Source organism: Apilactobacillus micheneri (assembly GCF_006493595.1).
Classification (GTDB): Bacteria; Bacillota; Bacilli; order Lactobacillales; family Lactobacillaceae; genus Apilactobacillus; species Apilactobacillus micheneri.
This window is the reverse complement of record NZ_QUBI01000003.1, coordinates 61,279-77,395: the sequence shown is the minus strand read 5'-3', so window position 1 is coordinate 77,395 and position 16,117 is coordinate 61,279. Positions and strand designations below refer to the sequence as shown.

General features: G+C 31.3%; 15 protein-coding genes and 1 CRISPR repeat array (1 of these 16 cut by a window edge). Of the genes, 11 read left to right on the top strand and 4 right to left on the bottom strand.

Annotation, left to right across the window (positions count from 1 at the left end):
- Positions 1-878: a CRISPR direct-repeat array (repeat unit 29 nt; unit sequence GTATATCCCGCATGCGCGGGAGTGATTCT) (it extends 798 nt beyond the left edge of the window).
- A 367-nt stretch (positions 879-1,245) separates the two neighbouring features.
- Positions 1,246-1,467: a hypothetical protein gene (locus DY123_RS04115; RefSeq protein ID WP_140934393.1), complete on the top strand. Its 222-nt coding sequence runs from the start codon at positions 1,246-1,248 to the stop codon at positions 1,465-1,467.
- 220 nt (positions 1,468-1,687) lie between these two features.
- On the opposite strand, the gene DY123_RS04110 is transcribed toward DY123_RS04115, so the two are convergent.
- The gene (locus DY123_RS04110) at positions 1,688-2,200 is read right to left on the bottom strand and encodes a hypothetical protein (RefSeq protein ID WP_140936410.1); all 513 of its coding nucleotides are present in this window, start codon (positions 2,198-2,200) and stop codon (positions 1,688-1,690) included.
- A 532-nt stretch (positions 2,201-2,732) separates the two neighbouring features.
- Between DY123_RS04110 and DY123_RS04105 the strand changes: the two genes are divergently transcribed.
- Together DY123_RS04105 and DY123_RS04100 are read left to right on the top strand one after the other, a co-directional pair.
- Positions 2,733-3,014, top strand: coding sequence for a putative quinol monooxygenase (locus DY123_RS04105; RefSeq protein WP_140936325.1), 282 nt, complete (start codon positions 2,733-2,735; stop codon positions 3,012-3,014).
- Positions 3,015-3,101: 87 nt separating this feature from the next.
- Positions 3,102-3,359 carry a hypothetical protein gene (locus DY123_RS04100; RefSeq protein WP_105964248.1) on the top strand — a complete coding sequence of 86 codons (258 nt, stop codon included), beginning with the start codon at positions 3,102-3,104 and terminating at the stop codon, positions 3,357-3,359.
- An 85-nt stretch (positions 3,360-3,444) separates the two neighbouring features.
- On the opposite strand, the gene DY123_RS04095 is transcribed toward DY123_RS04100, so the two are convergent.
- Entirely contained in the window at positions 3,445-3,996 is a 552-nt protein-coding gene (locus DY123_RS04095) for a hypothetical protein (RefSeq protein ID WP_105964247.1), read from the bottom strand.
- A 443-nt stretch (positions 3,997-4,439) separates the two neighbouring features.
- On the opposite strand from DY123_RS04095, the gene DY123_RS04090 reads away from it, so the two are divergent.
- The 5 genes from DY123_RS04090 to DY123_RS04070 all read left to right on the top strand — a co-directional run bounded on the left by DY123_RS04090 (position 4,440) and on the right by DY123_RS04070 (position 9,635).
- The gene (locus DY123_RS04090) at positions 4,440-5,810 is read left to right on the top strand and encodes an NAD-dependent succinate-semialdehyde dehydrogenase (protein WP_105964246.1); all 1,371 of its coding nucleotides are present in this window, start codon (positions 4,440-4,442) and stop codon (positions 5,808-5,810) included.
- 34 nt (positions 5,811-5,844) lie between these two features.
- Entirely contained in the window at positions 5,845-6,948 is a 1,104-nt protein-coding gene (locus DY123_RS04085; protein WP_105964245.1) for a glycerol dehydrogenase, read from the top strand.
- A 162-nt stretch (positions 6,949-7,110) separates the two neighbouring features.
- The gene (locus DY123_RS04080) at positions 7,111-7,350 is read left to right on the top strand and encodes a hypothetical protein (protein ID WP_105964244.1); all 240 of its coding nucleotides are present in this window, start codon (positions 7,111-7,113) and stop codon (positions 7,348-7,350) included.
- Positions 7,351-7,712: 362 nt separating this feature from the next.
- Positions 7,713-8,702 (top strand): DUF916 domain-containing protein, encoded by a 990-nt coding sequence (locus tag DY123_RS04075; protein WP_105964243.1) that lies wholly within the window; start codon positions 7,713-7,715, stop codon positions 8,700-8,702.
- A gap of 339 nt (positions 8,703-9,041) precedes the next feature.
- Positions 9,042-9,635: a hypothetical protein gene (locus DY123_RS04070; RefSeq protein ID WP_105964242.1), complete on the top strand. Its 594-nt coding sequence runs from the start codon at positions 9,042-9,044 to the stop codon at positions 9,633-9,635.
- A gap of 96 nt (positions 9,636-9,731) precedes the next feature.
- On the opposite strand, the gene DY123_RS04065 is transcribed toward DY123_RS04070, so the two are convergent.
- Both DY123_RS04065 and DY123_RS04060 read right to left on the bottom strand, forming a co-directional pair.
- On the bottom strand, positions 9,732-10,466 hold the full coding sequence (locus DY123_RS04065; RefSeq protein ID WP_105964241.1) for an amino acid ABC transporter ATP-binding protein: 735 nt from the start codon (positions 10,464-10,466) through the stop codon (positions 9,732-9,734).
- Positions 10,463-11,908: an amino acid ABC transporter substrate-binding protein/permease gene (locus DY123_RS04060; protein ID WP_105964240.1), complete on the bottom strand. Its 1,446-nt coding sequence runs from the start codon at positions 11,906-11,908 to the stop codon at positions 10,463-10,465. The genes DY123_RS04065 and DY123_RS04060 overlap by 4 nt, the downstream gene beginning before the upstream one ends.
- A gap of 350 nt (positions 11,909-12,258) precedes the next feature.
- Between DY123_RS04060 and DY123_RS04055 the strand changes: the two genes are divergently transcribed.
- From DY123_RS04055 to DY123_RS04045, 3 genes are all read left to right on the top strand, one after another.
- Positions 12,259-14,361 (top strand): AAA family ATPase, encoded by a 2,103-nt coding sequence (locus DY123_RS04055; RefSeq protein WP_140925731.1) that lies wholly within the window; start codon positions 12,259-12,261, stop codon positions 14,359-14,361.
- A 104-nt stretch (positions 14,362-14,465) separates the two neighbouring features.
- Positions 14,466-14,990: a hypothetical protein gene (locus tag DY123_RS04050; protein WP_105964239.1), complete on the top strand. Its 525-nt coding sequence runs from the start codon at positions 14,466-14,468 to the stop codon at positions 14,988-14,990.
- Positions 14,991-15,343: 353 nt separating this feature from the next.
- Positions 15,344-16,111 (top strand): M57 family metalloprotease, encoded by a 768-nt coding sequence (locus tag DY123_RS04045; protein WP_157944954.1) that lies wholly within the window; start codon positions 15,344-15,346, stop codon positions 16,109-16,111.
- Positions 16,112-16,117 lie beyond the last annotated feature (6 nt).

Here is a 16,117-nt window from a genome sequence, read left to right as displayed (position 1 = left end):
TCCCGCATGCGCGGGAGTGATTCTCCATCTATTACCATTTGATTAAACATTTAATTGTATATCCCGCATGCGCGGGAGTGATTCTAGGTTCATTATACAACGTGAGATTCATTTTGTGTATATCCCGCATGCGCGGGAGTGATTCTAGTTGTACTAAATCGTAAGCTAACCAAAACTTGTATATCCCGCATGCGCGGGAGTGATTCTGGTGCTGATAAAAACAATGCTAATGATCTGGTGTATATCCCGCATGCGCGGGAGTGATTCTTAATATTCAAGCGACAGCCAATGTTCGAGTTCGTATATCCCGCATGCGCGGGAGTGATTCTTATCATATATGACTGGTTTATCATTAGATTCTGTATATCCCGCATGCGCGGGAGTGATTCTTCATCTGATGTGTTCTTCGAGTGGGCTAAGAAGTATATCCCGCATGCGCGGGAGTGATTCTAGACATCTTATTCCTCCTTATTTTTGAATATAGTATATCCCGCATGCGCGGGAGTGATTCTCAACAGCCATAGTTTTAACCTTATTTAAAACTGTATATCCCGCATGCGCGGGAGTGATTCTCAATCGTTGGTCCACCAGATGGAATAGTCCAAGTATATCCCGCATGCGCGGGAGTGATTCTGGCATCTTTCTTATGCCTTCTAACGGTTTTTTGTATATCCCGCATGCGCGGGAGTGATTCTTTACGAAGTTTTAAGTCCCCTATTTTGCATTAGTATATCCCGCATGCGCGGGAGTGATTCTTGGCTGATTATGAACGGATACACCTTTGATCAGTATATCCCGCATGCGCGGGAGTGATTCTATAAGGACAAAGTAAACTATGATGATTTAATCGTATATCCCGCATGCGCGGGAGTGATTCTTGGCATTAATTTCGTGAGTTCCTAGTAGATCTGTATATCCCGCATGCGCAGGAAAAAAATTTATCTTAATACTAAGGAGCGTTAACATGACCCTAATCATTTTTCCCATATTTATTTTGTTTTTGATCATATCTTTCTTCAAAACAAGGTTTAGAAAAATTTCTATTGCAATATGTATACTAACAGGGTTACTTTTATTTATGCTGGTTTTATCAGGAATTTCAATGGCTAGATAATTGATTTTCAATATATAAGCAAGGAGGAAACTAATGCGAATAATTATTTCTATAATTTTATTATTCTTTTTTGGCTATGCACTAATAACATTTCTTACTTAATTTTTATAAACTAATCTTGGAGGATACATATGGATTTCTTAAAACTACTATCATTTTTCGGTAATGGGATTGGTTTGATTTTTAGAATGTGGAAATTAATCTTCTTCATTCTATGTTGTATTGCGATGTTTAATTTATTAGGTGGCGATGATGTGGATTGGGAAACTGTTGGTCAATACACATTATTGATCGTTATCTTTATTGCTTTTTGTATTGGCATTCATTACGCTAATAAAAAGAATGACAAATAAAAAAGCAAACAGCTTGCTGACTGCTTGCTAATTGGTCTGGTTAGTATATTGAGACGTAAAAAATTATATACATACAACTAGTATGCTTAGCTAACAGTAACTGGATTAACAAAATAATTCAAACTATTACCTCATAATAAATAAAAGACCGCTTTAAAAGGTTAGCCTTTAAAACTAACTTTTTAAGGCGGTTTAATATTTAATTACTACATTTGGCGGCTTATCGACCAATCTTACTCATATAATTGTACTTGGTGTAATTATATGCATAGTCATGTTTAATCTTTTTTCTATTATATATATTGAAGCCTAATGAATTTTTATATGTTTTTAGGACTCGTCTACCATTAACTTTACGCCGTGATAACCAGTATGCTTTGGCATCTCCCATTGTGAAACTTTTACGAAATGTGTAATTGGTACCACCAAAGCCATGTTGATTTCCATAGCGAGAACTACCTTTTTTATATCTAGTAACATACATATAATTTTTATGATGTTTAACATAAAGCTTCTTTTGATTTAGATAAATCGAGTATTTATAGATATGCATATGATTAAATTTCTTTTTGTGTTTGTCCCATGCGTACCAATTTCCACGTAGTTCAGTAGGGGTTTGATGATGCCCTTTGTATTTTGCATGGACTAAATTAGCATCAGCACTAAAAAACAATAATAAAGCAAATAATATCGATATATTTAATCTTAAAATTGATTTTTTATTTGAAATCATAACTTTTCTCCTAATAGTTTATTCATAATAAATAATAGTCCTAGTTATTTTTTAATACAAATTAAGAATATGTTTCAAAATTGTTACTTTAGATAAAATAAAAAGACTTGCTGATAAGCAAGTCTTTTACTCTGTTATGATCATTATAGCTTTTTAGATTTTTATCTCTTTTATTATTTATTTTTCTTTGATTGTAAAGCCGTTCCAGTAATATGAACCAAAGCAGTCATCACGCTCTATGCATATAAACAATGTTATTTTTCACGGATGGTTCTGTCTAAGGGTATTCCAGTCTAAACTTTTAATTAAGTTAGAATATTTTTATTAAGTTAAAGTGTATGCTATAGCGACCATACTTGGCGCTATTCAGTGAGTTCAATTTTGAATCCATCACTAATTGAGCTTGAGTTGTAATTATACACTATTAATGTTAAATAAGGAAATCATTTCGCATTAATTCCAAATGTTTGAAATTTATTAGGTTAGGGATTATATTACTTAAACAATTAATATATTTAAGGAGTTTTAATTAATGATTACTAATAATGTTAGACTTACAATCGATCCTAATAAGCGTGCTGAATATTTATCATTCATTGATGATTTAGTGAACAAATCTTTGAAAGATAAAGGTAATTTATCATATGCTCATTATCAAGATGTTAATGATGAAAACCAATATTTGATTTTGGAACATTGGGAAAGTCAAGCTGCTTTAGATGCACACTCAAAAACTGATCATCTATTGAACTTTAAAAATCATATTGGAGAATATGTAACTAAGAAACCGGAAATTTTAGTTTTTAAAAATTAATTTAATAGGCCATCAATCATACATTAGTGATTGATGGCCTATTTTTATTGGTATAATATAGATAAATTAATTATAGGGATGATTTGTATGTTTTGGCGGATATTCACGACGATAGTTTTTATATTTACGATTATAGATGGCATTGTTTATTTCAAAAATGAACATAAATCTAAGCATTTAGTAGAAAAGATTTTACAAAATGATGAAAACAAACAAGCCATTATGCAAATATTATCAACTAATCAAGAAGATGCCGTAAAGGTTAAAAATTTAAGAAAACATTTTGACTTAAAATTAGGTGAAAGTCTGGATATATTCATTAAATATAAAAAACACGAAATTTAATCAATAACAAATGAACAGTTTACATAATAACCAATAATTTAAATTATCGTAGCCAGCCTTATTAATTTTTAAGGGTGGTTTTTATTTATAATTTTTTATAAGTGTCTTTTATCTTTTTCACATGTTGTTGAAACTCATCTTTACTGACATTGTGAATATCGAAAGCATCAAATGAATAAACATTGTTAATGATCATATCTTCATTAGCTACATTATCTCGCAAAATATTAATCGTAATTTGCTTCGTTGTTAAAGGCTTAAAATCAATATCAGTGTCATACAAAAATTCGTGAATAACATTATTAGCATTATCTAGATCTTCATTATTAAGATTGCTGATAATATTATTATCTAAGTCACATTTATCATCATCGATTAGACTAGCGATGTTTACTAATAAAGCATCCAATAAATTATCATAGTCTAAATAATCAATTGTGGATAACTTACCATTTAATTTTCTGGTTTGATTAATATCATTATTTTTATCTTTACTAGGCTTTTTACTAATCTTTATTTTATTAACATATTCATTAAGTGAAATTTCTGGTAACTTTCTTAATTCTTGTAAGGAATTTTTAAAGTTGTTTTGGTCTGCTAGTTGTTCAGCTTTTTTAATGGTTTGCATATTATTCATAATTTTATCCTCTTATTTATTATTTTATTGTTAGTATATCATGCAAAAATTAATGAAGGTGAAGTGAATCCTTAAAGTGAAACAATACTTTAGGGGTTTTTATATGACAAAATTTAGTTTTGATTTAAAGAAAAAATAGTCAAAGAATATTTTTCAACGGAAACCGATGTAATTTCACCATCAGAGATAAAGTATAAGCTATTACTCTTAGGATTATAGTTCATCTCTTGTGTATGTTGCCCTAGACCATTTTTAATAACTTATTTAATATCTTTAAGGCCAACCTTAATATCTAAATATTTAGCATATTAATTATGATAACTTTATAACTTTGTTAATCTTTTCACTTGCTTATTATTTAATCTAGAACTATTATTTACTTGTCAAGTTGATAAAGCGCTTTCATTAATGCTGACAAATTAATTTTTGTGGGGGTTAGAATTATGGCTTACGTTACTACTTATCCATATACAAACAAGGTTGTTAAAAAATATGATTCAATGAGTGATGAAGATGTTGATGAAGCTTTAAATAAGGCTGGAACATTATATCAGTCTTGGAAGAATGAACCGGTTGCCTCAAGAAAAAATTATTTGGAAAATGTATCTAAATTAATGTTGAAAAACTGTGATAGTTTGGCTAAAACTATCGTACAAGATATGGGAAAGTTATATACTGAGGCGGTAGCTGAAGTGAAATTAAGTGCATCAATTGCTAAATATTATGCAGATAACGGTGAAAAATTCTTGGAACCTAAGCCATTATTAACTGGCGCAGGCAATTCATGGATTGAAAATGATCCTGTTGGCATTATTATGTGTGTTGAACCATGGAACTTTCCATATTACCAATTGATGCGTGTTTTTGCACCTAATTTTATGGTTGGTAATCCAGTTATGGTAAAACATGCTAGTAACTGTCCAGGTTGTGCGTTAGCATTTGAAAATATTATTAAAAAATCTGGGGCACCTGAAGCTGCATATCAAAATTTATTTGTTAGTCATGATCAAATTGCTAAAATTATTGCCGATAAAAGAGTCCAAGGAGTAGCTTTAACCGGATCTGAAAAAGCTGGTACACATATTGCTGCTGAAGCCGGTAAGAACTTAAAGAAGAGTACCATGGAATTAGGCGGTAATGACGTTATGGTTGTTTTAGACAACGTAGATGTGAAGAAAGCCGCTAAATTAGCTGCTTATGCTCGATTATGGAATGCAGGTCAAGTATGTGTTTCATCTAAACGTTATATTGTTGAAAAGTCTATTGCCAGTGAATTTATGGACGCTTTGAAATCTGAATTTGCTAAATACAAGCCAGGTGATCCAATGGATAAAAATACTACTTTAGCTCCATTGTCATCAAAAGGTGCTCAAGCTAAATTAGATGAACAAGTTAACGAAGCCGTTAAGAATGGTGCTAAATTAGAATATGGTGGAGGTATTCCAGATTTAGATGGTGATTTCTATAATCCAACTATTTTGTCAAATATTTCACAAGATAATCCAGCATATCATGAAGAATTTTTTGGCCCAGTTGCCCAATTTTATGTAGCTGATGATGATGAAGATGCAATTAGAGTTGCTAATGATTCCAATTATGGTTTAGGTGGTTCTATTGTGGCTAAAGATCATAAGAGAGCTGCTAAAATGGCCTCAAAAATTGATACCGGAATGGTATTCATCAATGGAATTACTCAAGTTGCTTATCCTGAACTACCTTTTGGTGGAATTAAACGTTCTGGTTATGGGCGTGAATTAGGACCTAATGGGATTAAATCATTTGTAAATCAAAAATTAATTAGTATTACTAAATAGTTGTGATTTTAAGTAATTAAGGGGTTGTTTAAAAATGGCAAAAATATATGCTAGTCCTTCATCTTATGTTCAAGGAAAAGGTATTTTACTTAAAAGTAAAAAGTATATTAAAAGATTAGGAAAACGTGCATTAACTTTAGCGGGTCCTAATGCTTTAAAAATTATAGGTAATGAATATAATCAATATTTAAAAGACAGTGGTTTTGAAGTTCAGCCGGTAACCTTTAATGGTGAATCTTCTATGGATGAGATAAAACGAATTGTTAAGATAGGTAAAGATTTTAAGGCCGACATGATTATTGGCCTAGGTGGTGGTAAAACTTTAGATACAGCTAAAGCCATCGCTAACAAGTTGAAAACTAAAGTAGCTATTTTACCAAGTTTAGCATCTACAGATGCTCCATGTTCACGTTTATCAGTAATTTATCATTCTGATGGTTCATTTTCAAAATATTTGTTTTACGATAAAAATCCTGATTTGGTATTAGTGGATACTACATTAGTGGCTAAAGCTCCAGTTCGTTTTCTAGCATCTGGAATTGGAGATGCACTTGCCACAAATGTTGAAGCGCAAGCAGTTGTTAAACATGATGGGAATACTACACTGGGTGGAAAACAGACCTTGGTAGGTAATGCTATCGCTCAAAAATGTCAAGAAACGTTATTTAAATATGGTAAAGAGGCTTTGATTTCAGTAAAAAATGGTATCGATAGTAAAGCTTTGGATAACGTTATTGAAGCTAATATCTTAATGAGTGGATTAGGCTTTGAAAGTGGTGGATTAGCTGCGGCTCATGCAATTTATAATGGGATGACAGTATTACATGGTGATATTAGCAAAATGATGCATGGTGAAAAAGTCGCTTTTGGAACTTTAACACAATTATTTCTTGAAGGCGTTGATATAAAAAGATTTGATAAGTTCTTGGATTTTGAACTTCAGATTGGTTTACCAACAACATTTAAAGATTTAAGAATTCCAAATATTAAGGATGACGAGTTGTTAAAAGTTGCTCATGCTGCTAATTCTAGTAATGATACGATGGGTGAAATGCCATTTGAAGTTTCGGATGACGATATTGTGCAAGCTATGAAAGCAGTAAATGCATATAGTATTGATTACCAAAATCTTAAATAAGATAAAAATAGGGGCTGTGACATAAGTCTCTACAAAAACAGGATTTACGTTTGATATTTAACGTAAATCCTGTTTTTTATGAATTAATTAAGGAAATGGACGACTTTATTTATCTTCTTATATAATATATAATAATAAATATAGGAGTGATTTTTAAATAATATGTGGAATATACTAGCTGTTTTATTAGTTGTATTCGTTGTATATGCTGTCGTTAAAGAGGTCAGAGAACGTCGTATTTTGACTGATTTTCTTAACGACAAGGAGAATGTTTTGAAGGTCAATAAGATTATTCAAAACCAATCTGATGATAAAGATGCTGTTGATAAGATTAAAGATGACTTTGATCTTAATAACGCAGTTGCTACCGATGTATTTGCATTTGTGCAAAAGATAAATTAATCGTAAATATTTTGGAGTCCCAGTAAGCTATTTAGCCTGCTGGGACTATTTTTTATCAAAATATAATAATTATTATTGAAATTATATAAAAGTTTAATGTTATATTTTTTTAATTAGTAAAGTTTCCTTTAGTGCCTAGCTTTTCGTATTAAAAATTAAATTGTAATAATAATATTTCTCATTTACAATAACAATAATATTATATAATTATAAACTAAATGTATTAGTATTATAATGTAATTATTAAATCCTAATTGATATTTTTAAATAGGGAACACCTACCAATTATTTTTTAAAATATATTCAAATTTGAAGGAGCCTTTTTTACGAAGCTTAATAACAAATTATTTAATATTTCTTTTTTGTTGATATGTTTATTATTCTTCTTTTCCATATTTAGTATTAATGTTCATGCTGCTGGTTTTAGTTTCTCTGCCAGTCCGGTACAACCAGAAAATGAAAACAGCTCATACTTCAACCTTAAATCACAGCCCGATCAAACCCATCAACTAAAGGTCAAGCTTACTAACAGTGGTGACAGCAAGATGACTGTCCATGCGAAAGCTAACACTGCATTGACCAATGATGGCATGGATGTGAACTATGCATCTAATGATGTTACTAAGTTTGATTCCAGTATGCGTTATCCATTGAGTAAACTAACAACCGATGGTGATAAGCATGATATTTCAGTTCCAGCTAAGTCGGATGTGACAACTACTTTTAATATTAAAGCACCAGCATCAGATTTTAATGGGACTGTTCTAGGAAGTTTAACTTTCACTAGTGATCCTGAAAGTAGTGGTAACAAGGGGAATGTTAAGATTAACAATGCTTATTCTTATGTTATTCCTGTAGTTATCCATCAAGGATCGAAAGCTAAACCTCGTTTGAATGCTATCAAAGCCGATGGAAAAGTTATTAACGGGATTAATACTTTTTACATGCATTTTCAAAATAATCAACCAGTTTTAATGACTGGTGTTGAAGCTGATAATGCAGTTTACACTGCTGATGGTTACAGCAATCGTGATAAGCCATTATATTCTAACAAGAAGAAAAATGGTTCAATTGCACCTAATACTAGCTTTAACATGTTATTACCTACTAACAAGTCCTTTAAATCAGGTGATTATGTTTTTGTAAGTAAAGTCTATTGGGGCGATCATTTCTGGAAATACGTTAAGCATTTTCATATGAGTATTTCTAAAGCTTATGAAGATAATAAAAATGCCACCAATGCTAACAATAATGACATTTGGATGTGGATTATGGGAATAATCATTGCAATTTTAGTATTGATTATTGTAGTGATTTCAATTATTTATTTCCATAATAAGAAAAGAAAGTAATGTTTAAATAAATACGCAAGAAAAACGTTCGATATATGATATCGAGCGTTTTTTGATGAATTAATGTTATTATTTTATTAGCTTTTTATTATTATAGTTACCAAAATTTTAGCAAACTTTTATATAACTTATTTTTCCTTGTGCATCAGCTTGTATTTACCATAAAATAAGCCTCTATAATAAAAATATTTCTAATGTTACATAATCTAAGGCTTTAATGAAACACAACTTTTTTTGAAAAGAACTATACTGTCAGTGTAAAAACTTAATTGATTTATTTTCGACCAATAATCCTAAACAATATCAATTATTTAATAATTCTAATTGGAGGATATTTTTATGAAAATAAATAAGCTTATAAATGTTTCATTAGTTTCTTTGTGTGCCTTAGGTTTAGCAATGTTAGGATTTAATACTCATGCGGATGATAAAAATCCAGTTGTTAATAACCATCCAAGTGACGATATTCAAAATACTTCTACTACTGGGCCTCTTTCTATGAAAAGTGTAAATGGTATTCATCCTGGCAATTTAGACATTAGACAAGATGGTAATGTTAATGCTCCTGTCTCAATATCTAGTGGTGATGTTACTGCTAATTTTGATAATTTTACTGGAACTGATCAATTTAAAAACTGGTCACTGAGTGTAAGTGGAGAACCATTGACCAATAGTACAAATGGTAAAAAAGCCAATGCTGTAATTAATTTGGGTGATAAGATTGTTACTTTAGATGGTAAACAAAATGGTACTCAATTATTTAATAATACTGGTATCGCTGAAGGAAAGGGGACTTCTTTAAAAATTGCTACAAACCCAACAATGCATGTAACTGATAAATCCTTGCCTCAAGCTCCTAATACAACTAATACTTACAGTACAACTTTGAACTGGAATTTAGGTGCAGCAACCCCATCAAATCCTGGTAAATAATGATTAATATATTAACAATATAATGATACAAATTATTAAAACGTAAAAAAGAGTTCGATACATTCAATATCGAACTCTTTTTGATTATCATATATTTTAAACAGCTAAAATCTTTGAGAGGAATTCTTTTAAGCGTGGATTCTTTGGATGATTGAAGATATCATCAGGAGTTCCTTGTTCCATGATTTTACCTTCATCGACAAAGACTACTCGATCGGCAACTTCTTTAGCGAAGCCCATTTCATGAGTAACCACTACCATAGTCATTCCTTCTTTAGCCAAGTCTTTCATAACTTGAAGCACATCCCCAACCATTTCTGGATCAAGGGCAGAAGTAGGTTCATCAAACAACATAATGTCAGGATTCATTGCCAAAGCACGAGCAATCGCAATTCTTTGTTGTTGACCACCTGATAGTGAATCAACGGAAGCATTAAATTTATTTTCCAAACCAACTACTTTTAGTAGCTTTTTAGCTTGTTTTTCAGCATCTTGTTTATTTAATTTACCTAGTTCAACTGGAGCTAACATAATATTTTTGCCAACATCTAAGTTATGGAATAAATTGAAATGTTGGAATACCATCCCAATTTGTTCACGAATTTTATCAATATTAGCATTTTTCTTGGCAATATCTTCACCATGAACAACGATGGAACCAGAAGTAGGTTCTTCTAATTTGTTTAGTGAACGCAAAAGGGTACTTTTACCAGAACCAGAAGGACCGATTACAACAACCACTTCGTTATCTTTAACTTCCAGATTAATGCCTTTTAAAACATGGTTATCGCCATATTGTTTATATAGGTCAGTTACTTTTATTTTACTCAAATTTTAGTCCTCCTTTTACCCCAATTAGAAAGCCAAGTTAGTAGGGTGATTACGATTAAGTAAATTAATGCAACCATTGCCCAAACTTTAAATCCTTCTAAGTTTCTAGCGATGATGATCTTACCAGTTTGGGTAAGTTCAATAATTCCAATTACAGAAAGAATCGAAGTATCTTTCAATGTAATAATGAATTGGTTAATGAATGATGGCACGATTAACTTAATTCCTTGTGGTAAGACAACCTTACGCATAGCTTTACCGAATGGTAAACCTAAACTACGAGCTGCTTCCATTTGACCTTTTTCAACGGATTGAATTCCACCTTTAACGAAGGCTGCAATATAAGCACCTTCATCCAACATCAACGTAATAACTCCGGCAGTGAAAGCAGGAATCTTAGTACCAATTAATGTAGGAATTCCAGTATAAATGAATAATGCTAAAACAATTAATGGAAGTCCTCTAAATACATAAATGAAAGTAGTTGATAATCCTTGGAAGAATTTCATTGGAAGCACTCCTAATAATCCAAAGAATACTCCAATAATAGTAGCAAAGACGATTGAAACAATCGTTAACCATAATGTTTGTAAGAATCCTTGCCATAAGAAGACTTTGTTTTGATTTAAAATACCAAAGAATGAATGGTTATCAGTCGTACTCTTTTTAGCATTTAAGTATTTGTCTAAAATCTTTTTATATTGGCCATTTTTCTTCAAGTTGGCTAAACCAGTATTGAACTTCTTCAATAATTCTTGGTTTTGACCTTTTTTAACTCCAAAACCAATTGGTGTTCCAGCAGCAGGTTTAGTAACAATCTTTAATTGAGTGCCTTGATTAATACCATATTTAAGTACTGGTTGATCATCAAAACATGCGATTGAATTACCAGTCATAACATCTTCATAAACGTTATTGGAATCATCAAAAGTAGAGATTTTGAAGCCATATTTCTTTTGAATTGATTGGGCATATTGGGCACCAGTAGTACCAGTTTTCACAGCAACAGTCTTACCTCTTAAATCATTAAGATTTTTAGTACTGTTATTATTTTGAGCGACTCCCATTACGACTCCAGAATTATAGTATGGATTTGAAAAATCGAAGGTACCTTTACGCTCAGGAGTAACTGACATTCCAGCTAAAACTCCATCAGCTTGTCCAGCTTGGACCGCCTGAATTGCAGCATTAAAACCTAATGGTTTAATATCAACATTAAAATGCTGATCTTTAGCGATAGATCTAATGAGATCCATATCAATACCTACATATTTATTGTTATCATTTGCGTATTCAAATGGTGGAAAAGTAACATCTGTTCCAATTTCATAAGTTTTTTCAGCAGCATGTGTTTTAGTAGGTGCCGCAAACAAACTTAACGCAATGATAAGACCACAAGCCATTGCTAAGATGCAGCGGATGGCTAATGAATGTCTTTTCATCTGCACAATCTCCTTTAGTATGTAATGTTTTATAACATTGTATATTAAATATAATAACAGAAAATTATTTAAAAGTATATTTTATCTATTATAAAAACAGTTAATTAAGATTAAATGTCATTATTGTTCACATAGTCAAAATATTTTGAAAAAATTTGACCTTTGTATCCCTTGCTATGAAAAGGATAGGCGGACTTTTATAAAATAAAGGTCAAAAAAGGTCAGTAAATTACTTGTATTATGTAAAATAGATGCTATAGTATAGTTGTAATGAAGAAAGGGAATGAATAAATAAAGAAACTTTCTCCATCAATAAAAACTAAATAATAAAGAAAAGCGAGGGATGTACTATGGCTAGAGATCCATTCAATCCATTCAATGATGATTTTGATAAAATTTTCAATCAATTCTTAGGTGATACTGGGAGTTCAAACTCACAACGTCGCTACATGGTTAACGGTCAGGAGGTCACCCCAGAGCAATTAGAACAATTAAGACAATCTGGTCAACTCCAAAATGGTCAGATGAATCCACAACAAAAGCAAGGTAATAATGGTAAGAGCATTCTTGATAAACTAGGTCGTAACTTAACTAAAGAAGCTCGTGATGGGAAATTAGATCCTGTCATCGGCAGAGATAAAGAAATTCAAGAAGCTGCCGAAGTCTTATCAAGAAGAATTAAAAATAACCCAGTGCTAGTTGGTGATGCTGGTGTTGGTAAAACTGCTGTTGTTGAGGGCTTAGCTCAAGCAATTGCTAAGGGTGATGTTCCAGCAGCTATCAAGAATAAGGAAATTATCAGTGTTGATATTTCTGGACTTGAAGCTGGAACTCAATACCGTGGTAGTTTTGAAGAAAACATTCAAAACTTAATTAAAGAAGTAAAAGCAAAGAAAAATGTAATCCTATTCTTTGATGAAATTCATCAAATTTTAGGTGCTGGTAATTCTGGTGATGAAAGTGGTTCTAAAGGATTAGCTGACATCATTAAGCCAGCATTATCTCGTGGTGACTTTACCGTTATTGGTGCCACTACTCAAGATGAATATCGTAATACCATCATGAAAGATGCTGCATTGTCACGTCGTTTTAATGAAGTTAAGATTAACGCTCCTTCAGCCGAAACGACATTAGCTATCTTGAAGGGCGTTCGTAAACTATACGAAACACATCACAATGTAGTATTACCCGATGATGTTTTGAAAGCTGCTGTGGATTATTCAGTTCAATATATTCCACAACGTAGCTTACCTGATAAAGCTATTGATTTAGTTGATATGACTGCTGCACACTTGGCAGCTCAACATCCAGTTTTAGATCAGAAACAAGTAGAAGATCAAATTGAAACTGAAAAGAAAGCTCAACAAGCTGCTGCAGATAAAGAAGACTACGAAGCTGCTTTGAATCATAAAAACAAAATTGATGAACTCAACAAGCAATTAGATAACAAGAGTGATGCTAAGAAAGTCACTGCAACTATTAATGATGTTGCTCAATCTGTTGAAAGATTAACTGGGGTTCCAGTTGCTAAGATGAGTAATAATGATATTGAGCACTTGAAGAATATGGGTAGTCGTCTAAAAGGTAAGGTTATTGGTCAAGATGAAGCAGTTGCTGCTGTTTCTCGTGCCATTCGTCGTAACCGTGCTGGTTTTGATGAAGGTAATCGTCCAATTGGTTCGTTCTTATTTGTTGGACCAACTGGAGTTGGTAAAACTGAATTGGCAAAACAATTAGCTTTAGACATGTTTGGTAATAAAGATAATATTATTAGATTAGATATGTCTGAATATTCCGATCCAACTGCTGTGTCTAAATTAATTGGTGCATCTGCTGGTTATGTTGGATACAACGATAATAACAATACTTTAACTGAAAAAGTACGTCGTAATCCTTATTCAATTGTGTTATTAGATGAAATTGAAAAGGCTAACCCACAAGTATTAACATTGTTGCTACAAGTATTAGATGACGGTCGTTTAACTGATGGCCAAGGTAACGTTGTTAACTTCAAGAATACCGTTGTAATCGCTACTTCTAATGCTGGATTTGGTAATGAAAGTGTTACTGGTGATGACAACAAAGATAAGAAGTTAATGGATCGTTTGGCACCATACTTCCGTCCTGAATTCTTAAACCGTTTCAATGCCATTGTTGAATTCTCACATCTATCTAAAGATAACTTGAAAGAAATTGTTAACTTGATGTTAGATGATGTTAACAAGACATTAGCTAAGAAGAATATGGATGTAAAAGTATCTGAACCAGTTAAGGATTACTTAATTGATCAAGGATATGATGAAGCAATGGGAGCTCGTCCATTACGTCGAGTTGTTGAACAAGAAATCAGAGATAAGATTACTGACTTCTACTTAGACCATGAAGATATTAAGCACTTAGATGCTGATATGCAAGATGGTAAAGTAGTAATTAGCGCTGATAAAGCTGATTAATAGGAAAGGCTATCTGAATATTTCGGATAGTCTTTTTTTATTCTATTGGAATTTTAATTATTTATGTTATTGTTAATAATATATTAATTATGAGGTGATTATATATGAGTGTTAAGTCAAAATTATTTAAAGGATTAGCTGTAATTTCATTATTATTACCAATTGCTTTTAGTGCAAATATTAATAATGTTAATGCAAACGCAAAAAAATCACATGCTGTTAAAGTCGTTAAACATAATCATAATAATAAAACAACTGCAGCGTTTGCCGATGAAATTTATAATTTCAGTAGCTTTTTTAAGAAAGATTTATTACCAACAGTTAAGAACTATAAAGCTGAAACTAAGTCTGGTAGAGAAACTAAATCTGGCTTGTTAGCAATGCTAAATGATAAGATGAGTAAAAAACAATTCAGAAGTGAAATGGAAAAATCAATGAAATCAAACCCTGAATTTAAAAATACATCAGCCAAAGAACGTAATAAAATGTTTTCTGAAGCAACAAAACAAGTAAAAAATGTTAAGCTTTCAGATCTAAACAAAATTTCATCATTAGCTAAACGTTGGGTATTAGTTTTACTGCAAGTAAATGATGGTAAAACTACGATTCACTTACCAGCAATGAAATAATATTAAAATAACATTAGAAGAGGAACTACTTTAATAAGTAGTTTCTCTTTTTTTATGAAAACTTGCAAAGAAATTCTTTGTCTAGTATAGTTTGCAACTATTGTTTGATTTTGTAACCTTTGATTAATTTATAAATTGTTTTTACAAAACGTTTTTTGAATAACTAAATAATATTAAACATTAAAGCTATACAAGTAATCTTGCTTGTATAGCTTTAATGTTTAATGAAAATATATCTTAATAAAAATATTTTATTTCAAAAATGTCTTGTACTATATAAATTAATAGTGTAGTATATTTCAAACATTGATAACTAAATAATTATTGTAACTATTAGCTAGATGGAGGAATATATGAAGAAAAACTTATTAGCACTATTAGGTATCGCATTTTTGACTTTTACATCAATTTACAGCATGACACAAAATACCCTGGCAAGTTCTAAACAACAATCAATTGTTAAAAAGATATCTGCTGGTAAGGATAAAAATTTTAATTATTATGAATTTGTTAAAAAAGATGGATCGGTAGACTTTGTTAGCGAGGTCAATGCTAAGTATCCAAAAACTCATTTATTACCTTTTATAAAAGATAACAACACAGGTTTAAATATTAAACAAAAAATTAACGATGATGGAACTATTCATGTAAAATATGATGGGAATTCCAACTTAAAGAATAACTTTAAAAATGCAGTTGCAGCTTGGAATAAATTGGACGTAATTAAATTTAAAATGGTCGATGATTCATCAGCAACAGTTGATGTTCATGGAAACTCTAACGCAAAAGAAGACGCTAACAATCCAGATTACGAAAAAGGTAATTTAGGAGATACTAATAATTATGTAGATTATGATTCATCAACTGCATTAGCAGATGGAACTAAAATGAATTATATTTCAAAAAGTGACATTGTACTATATTCAGGAATAGCCAAAGCTTCAGATAACAATAAAGATCATGTTATTATTCATGAATTAGGCCATGCATTAGGTTTTGATGATCTATATGGTCAAAAAAATCGTGGATTAGTGATGTTCTCTACTTCTCCAATTGGATCTGTACTTTTAAACCATTTAGGATCAAGTGAAAAAATATCACTACAACATTACTATCAATAACAAAAA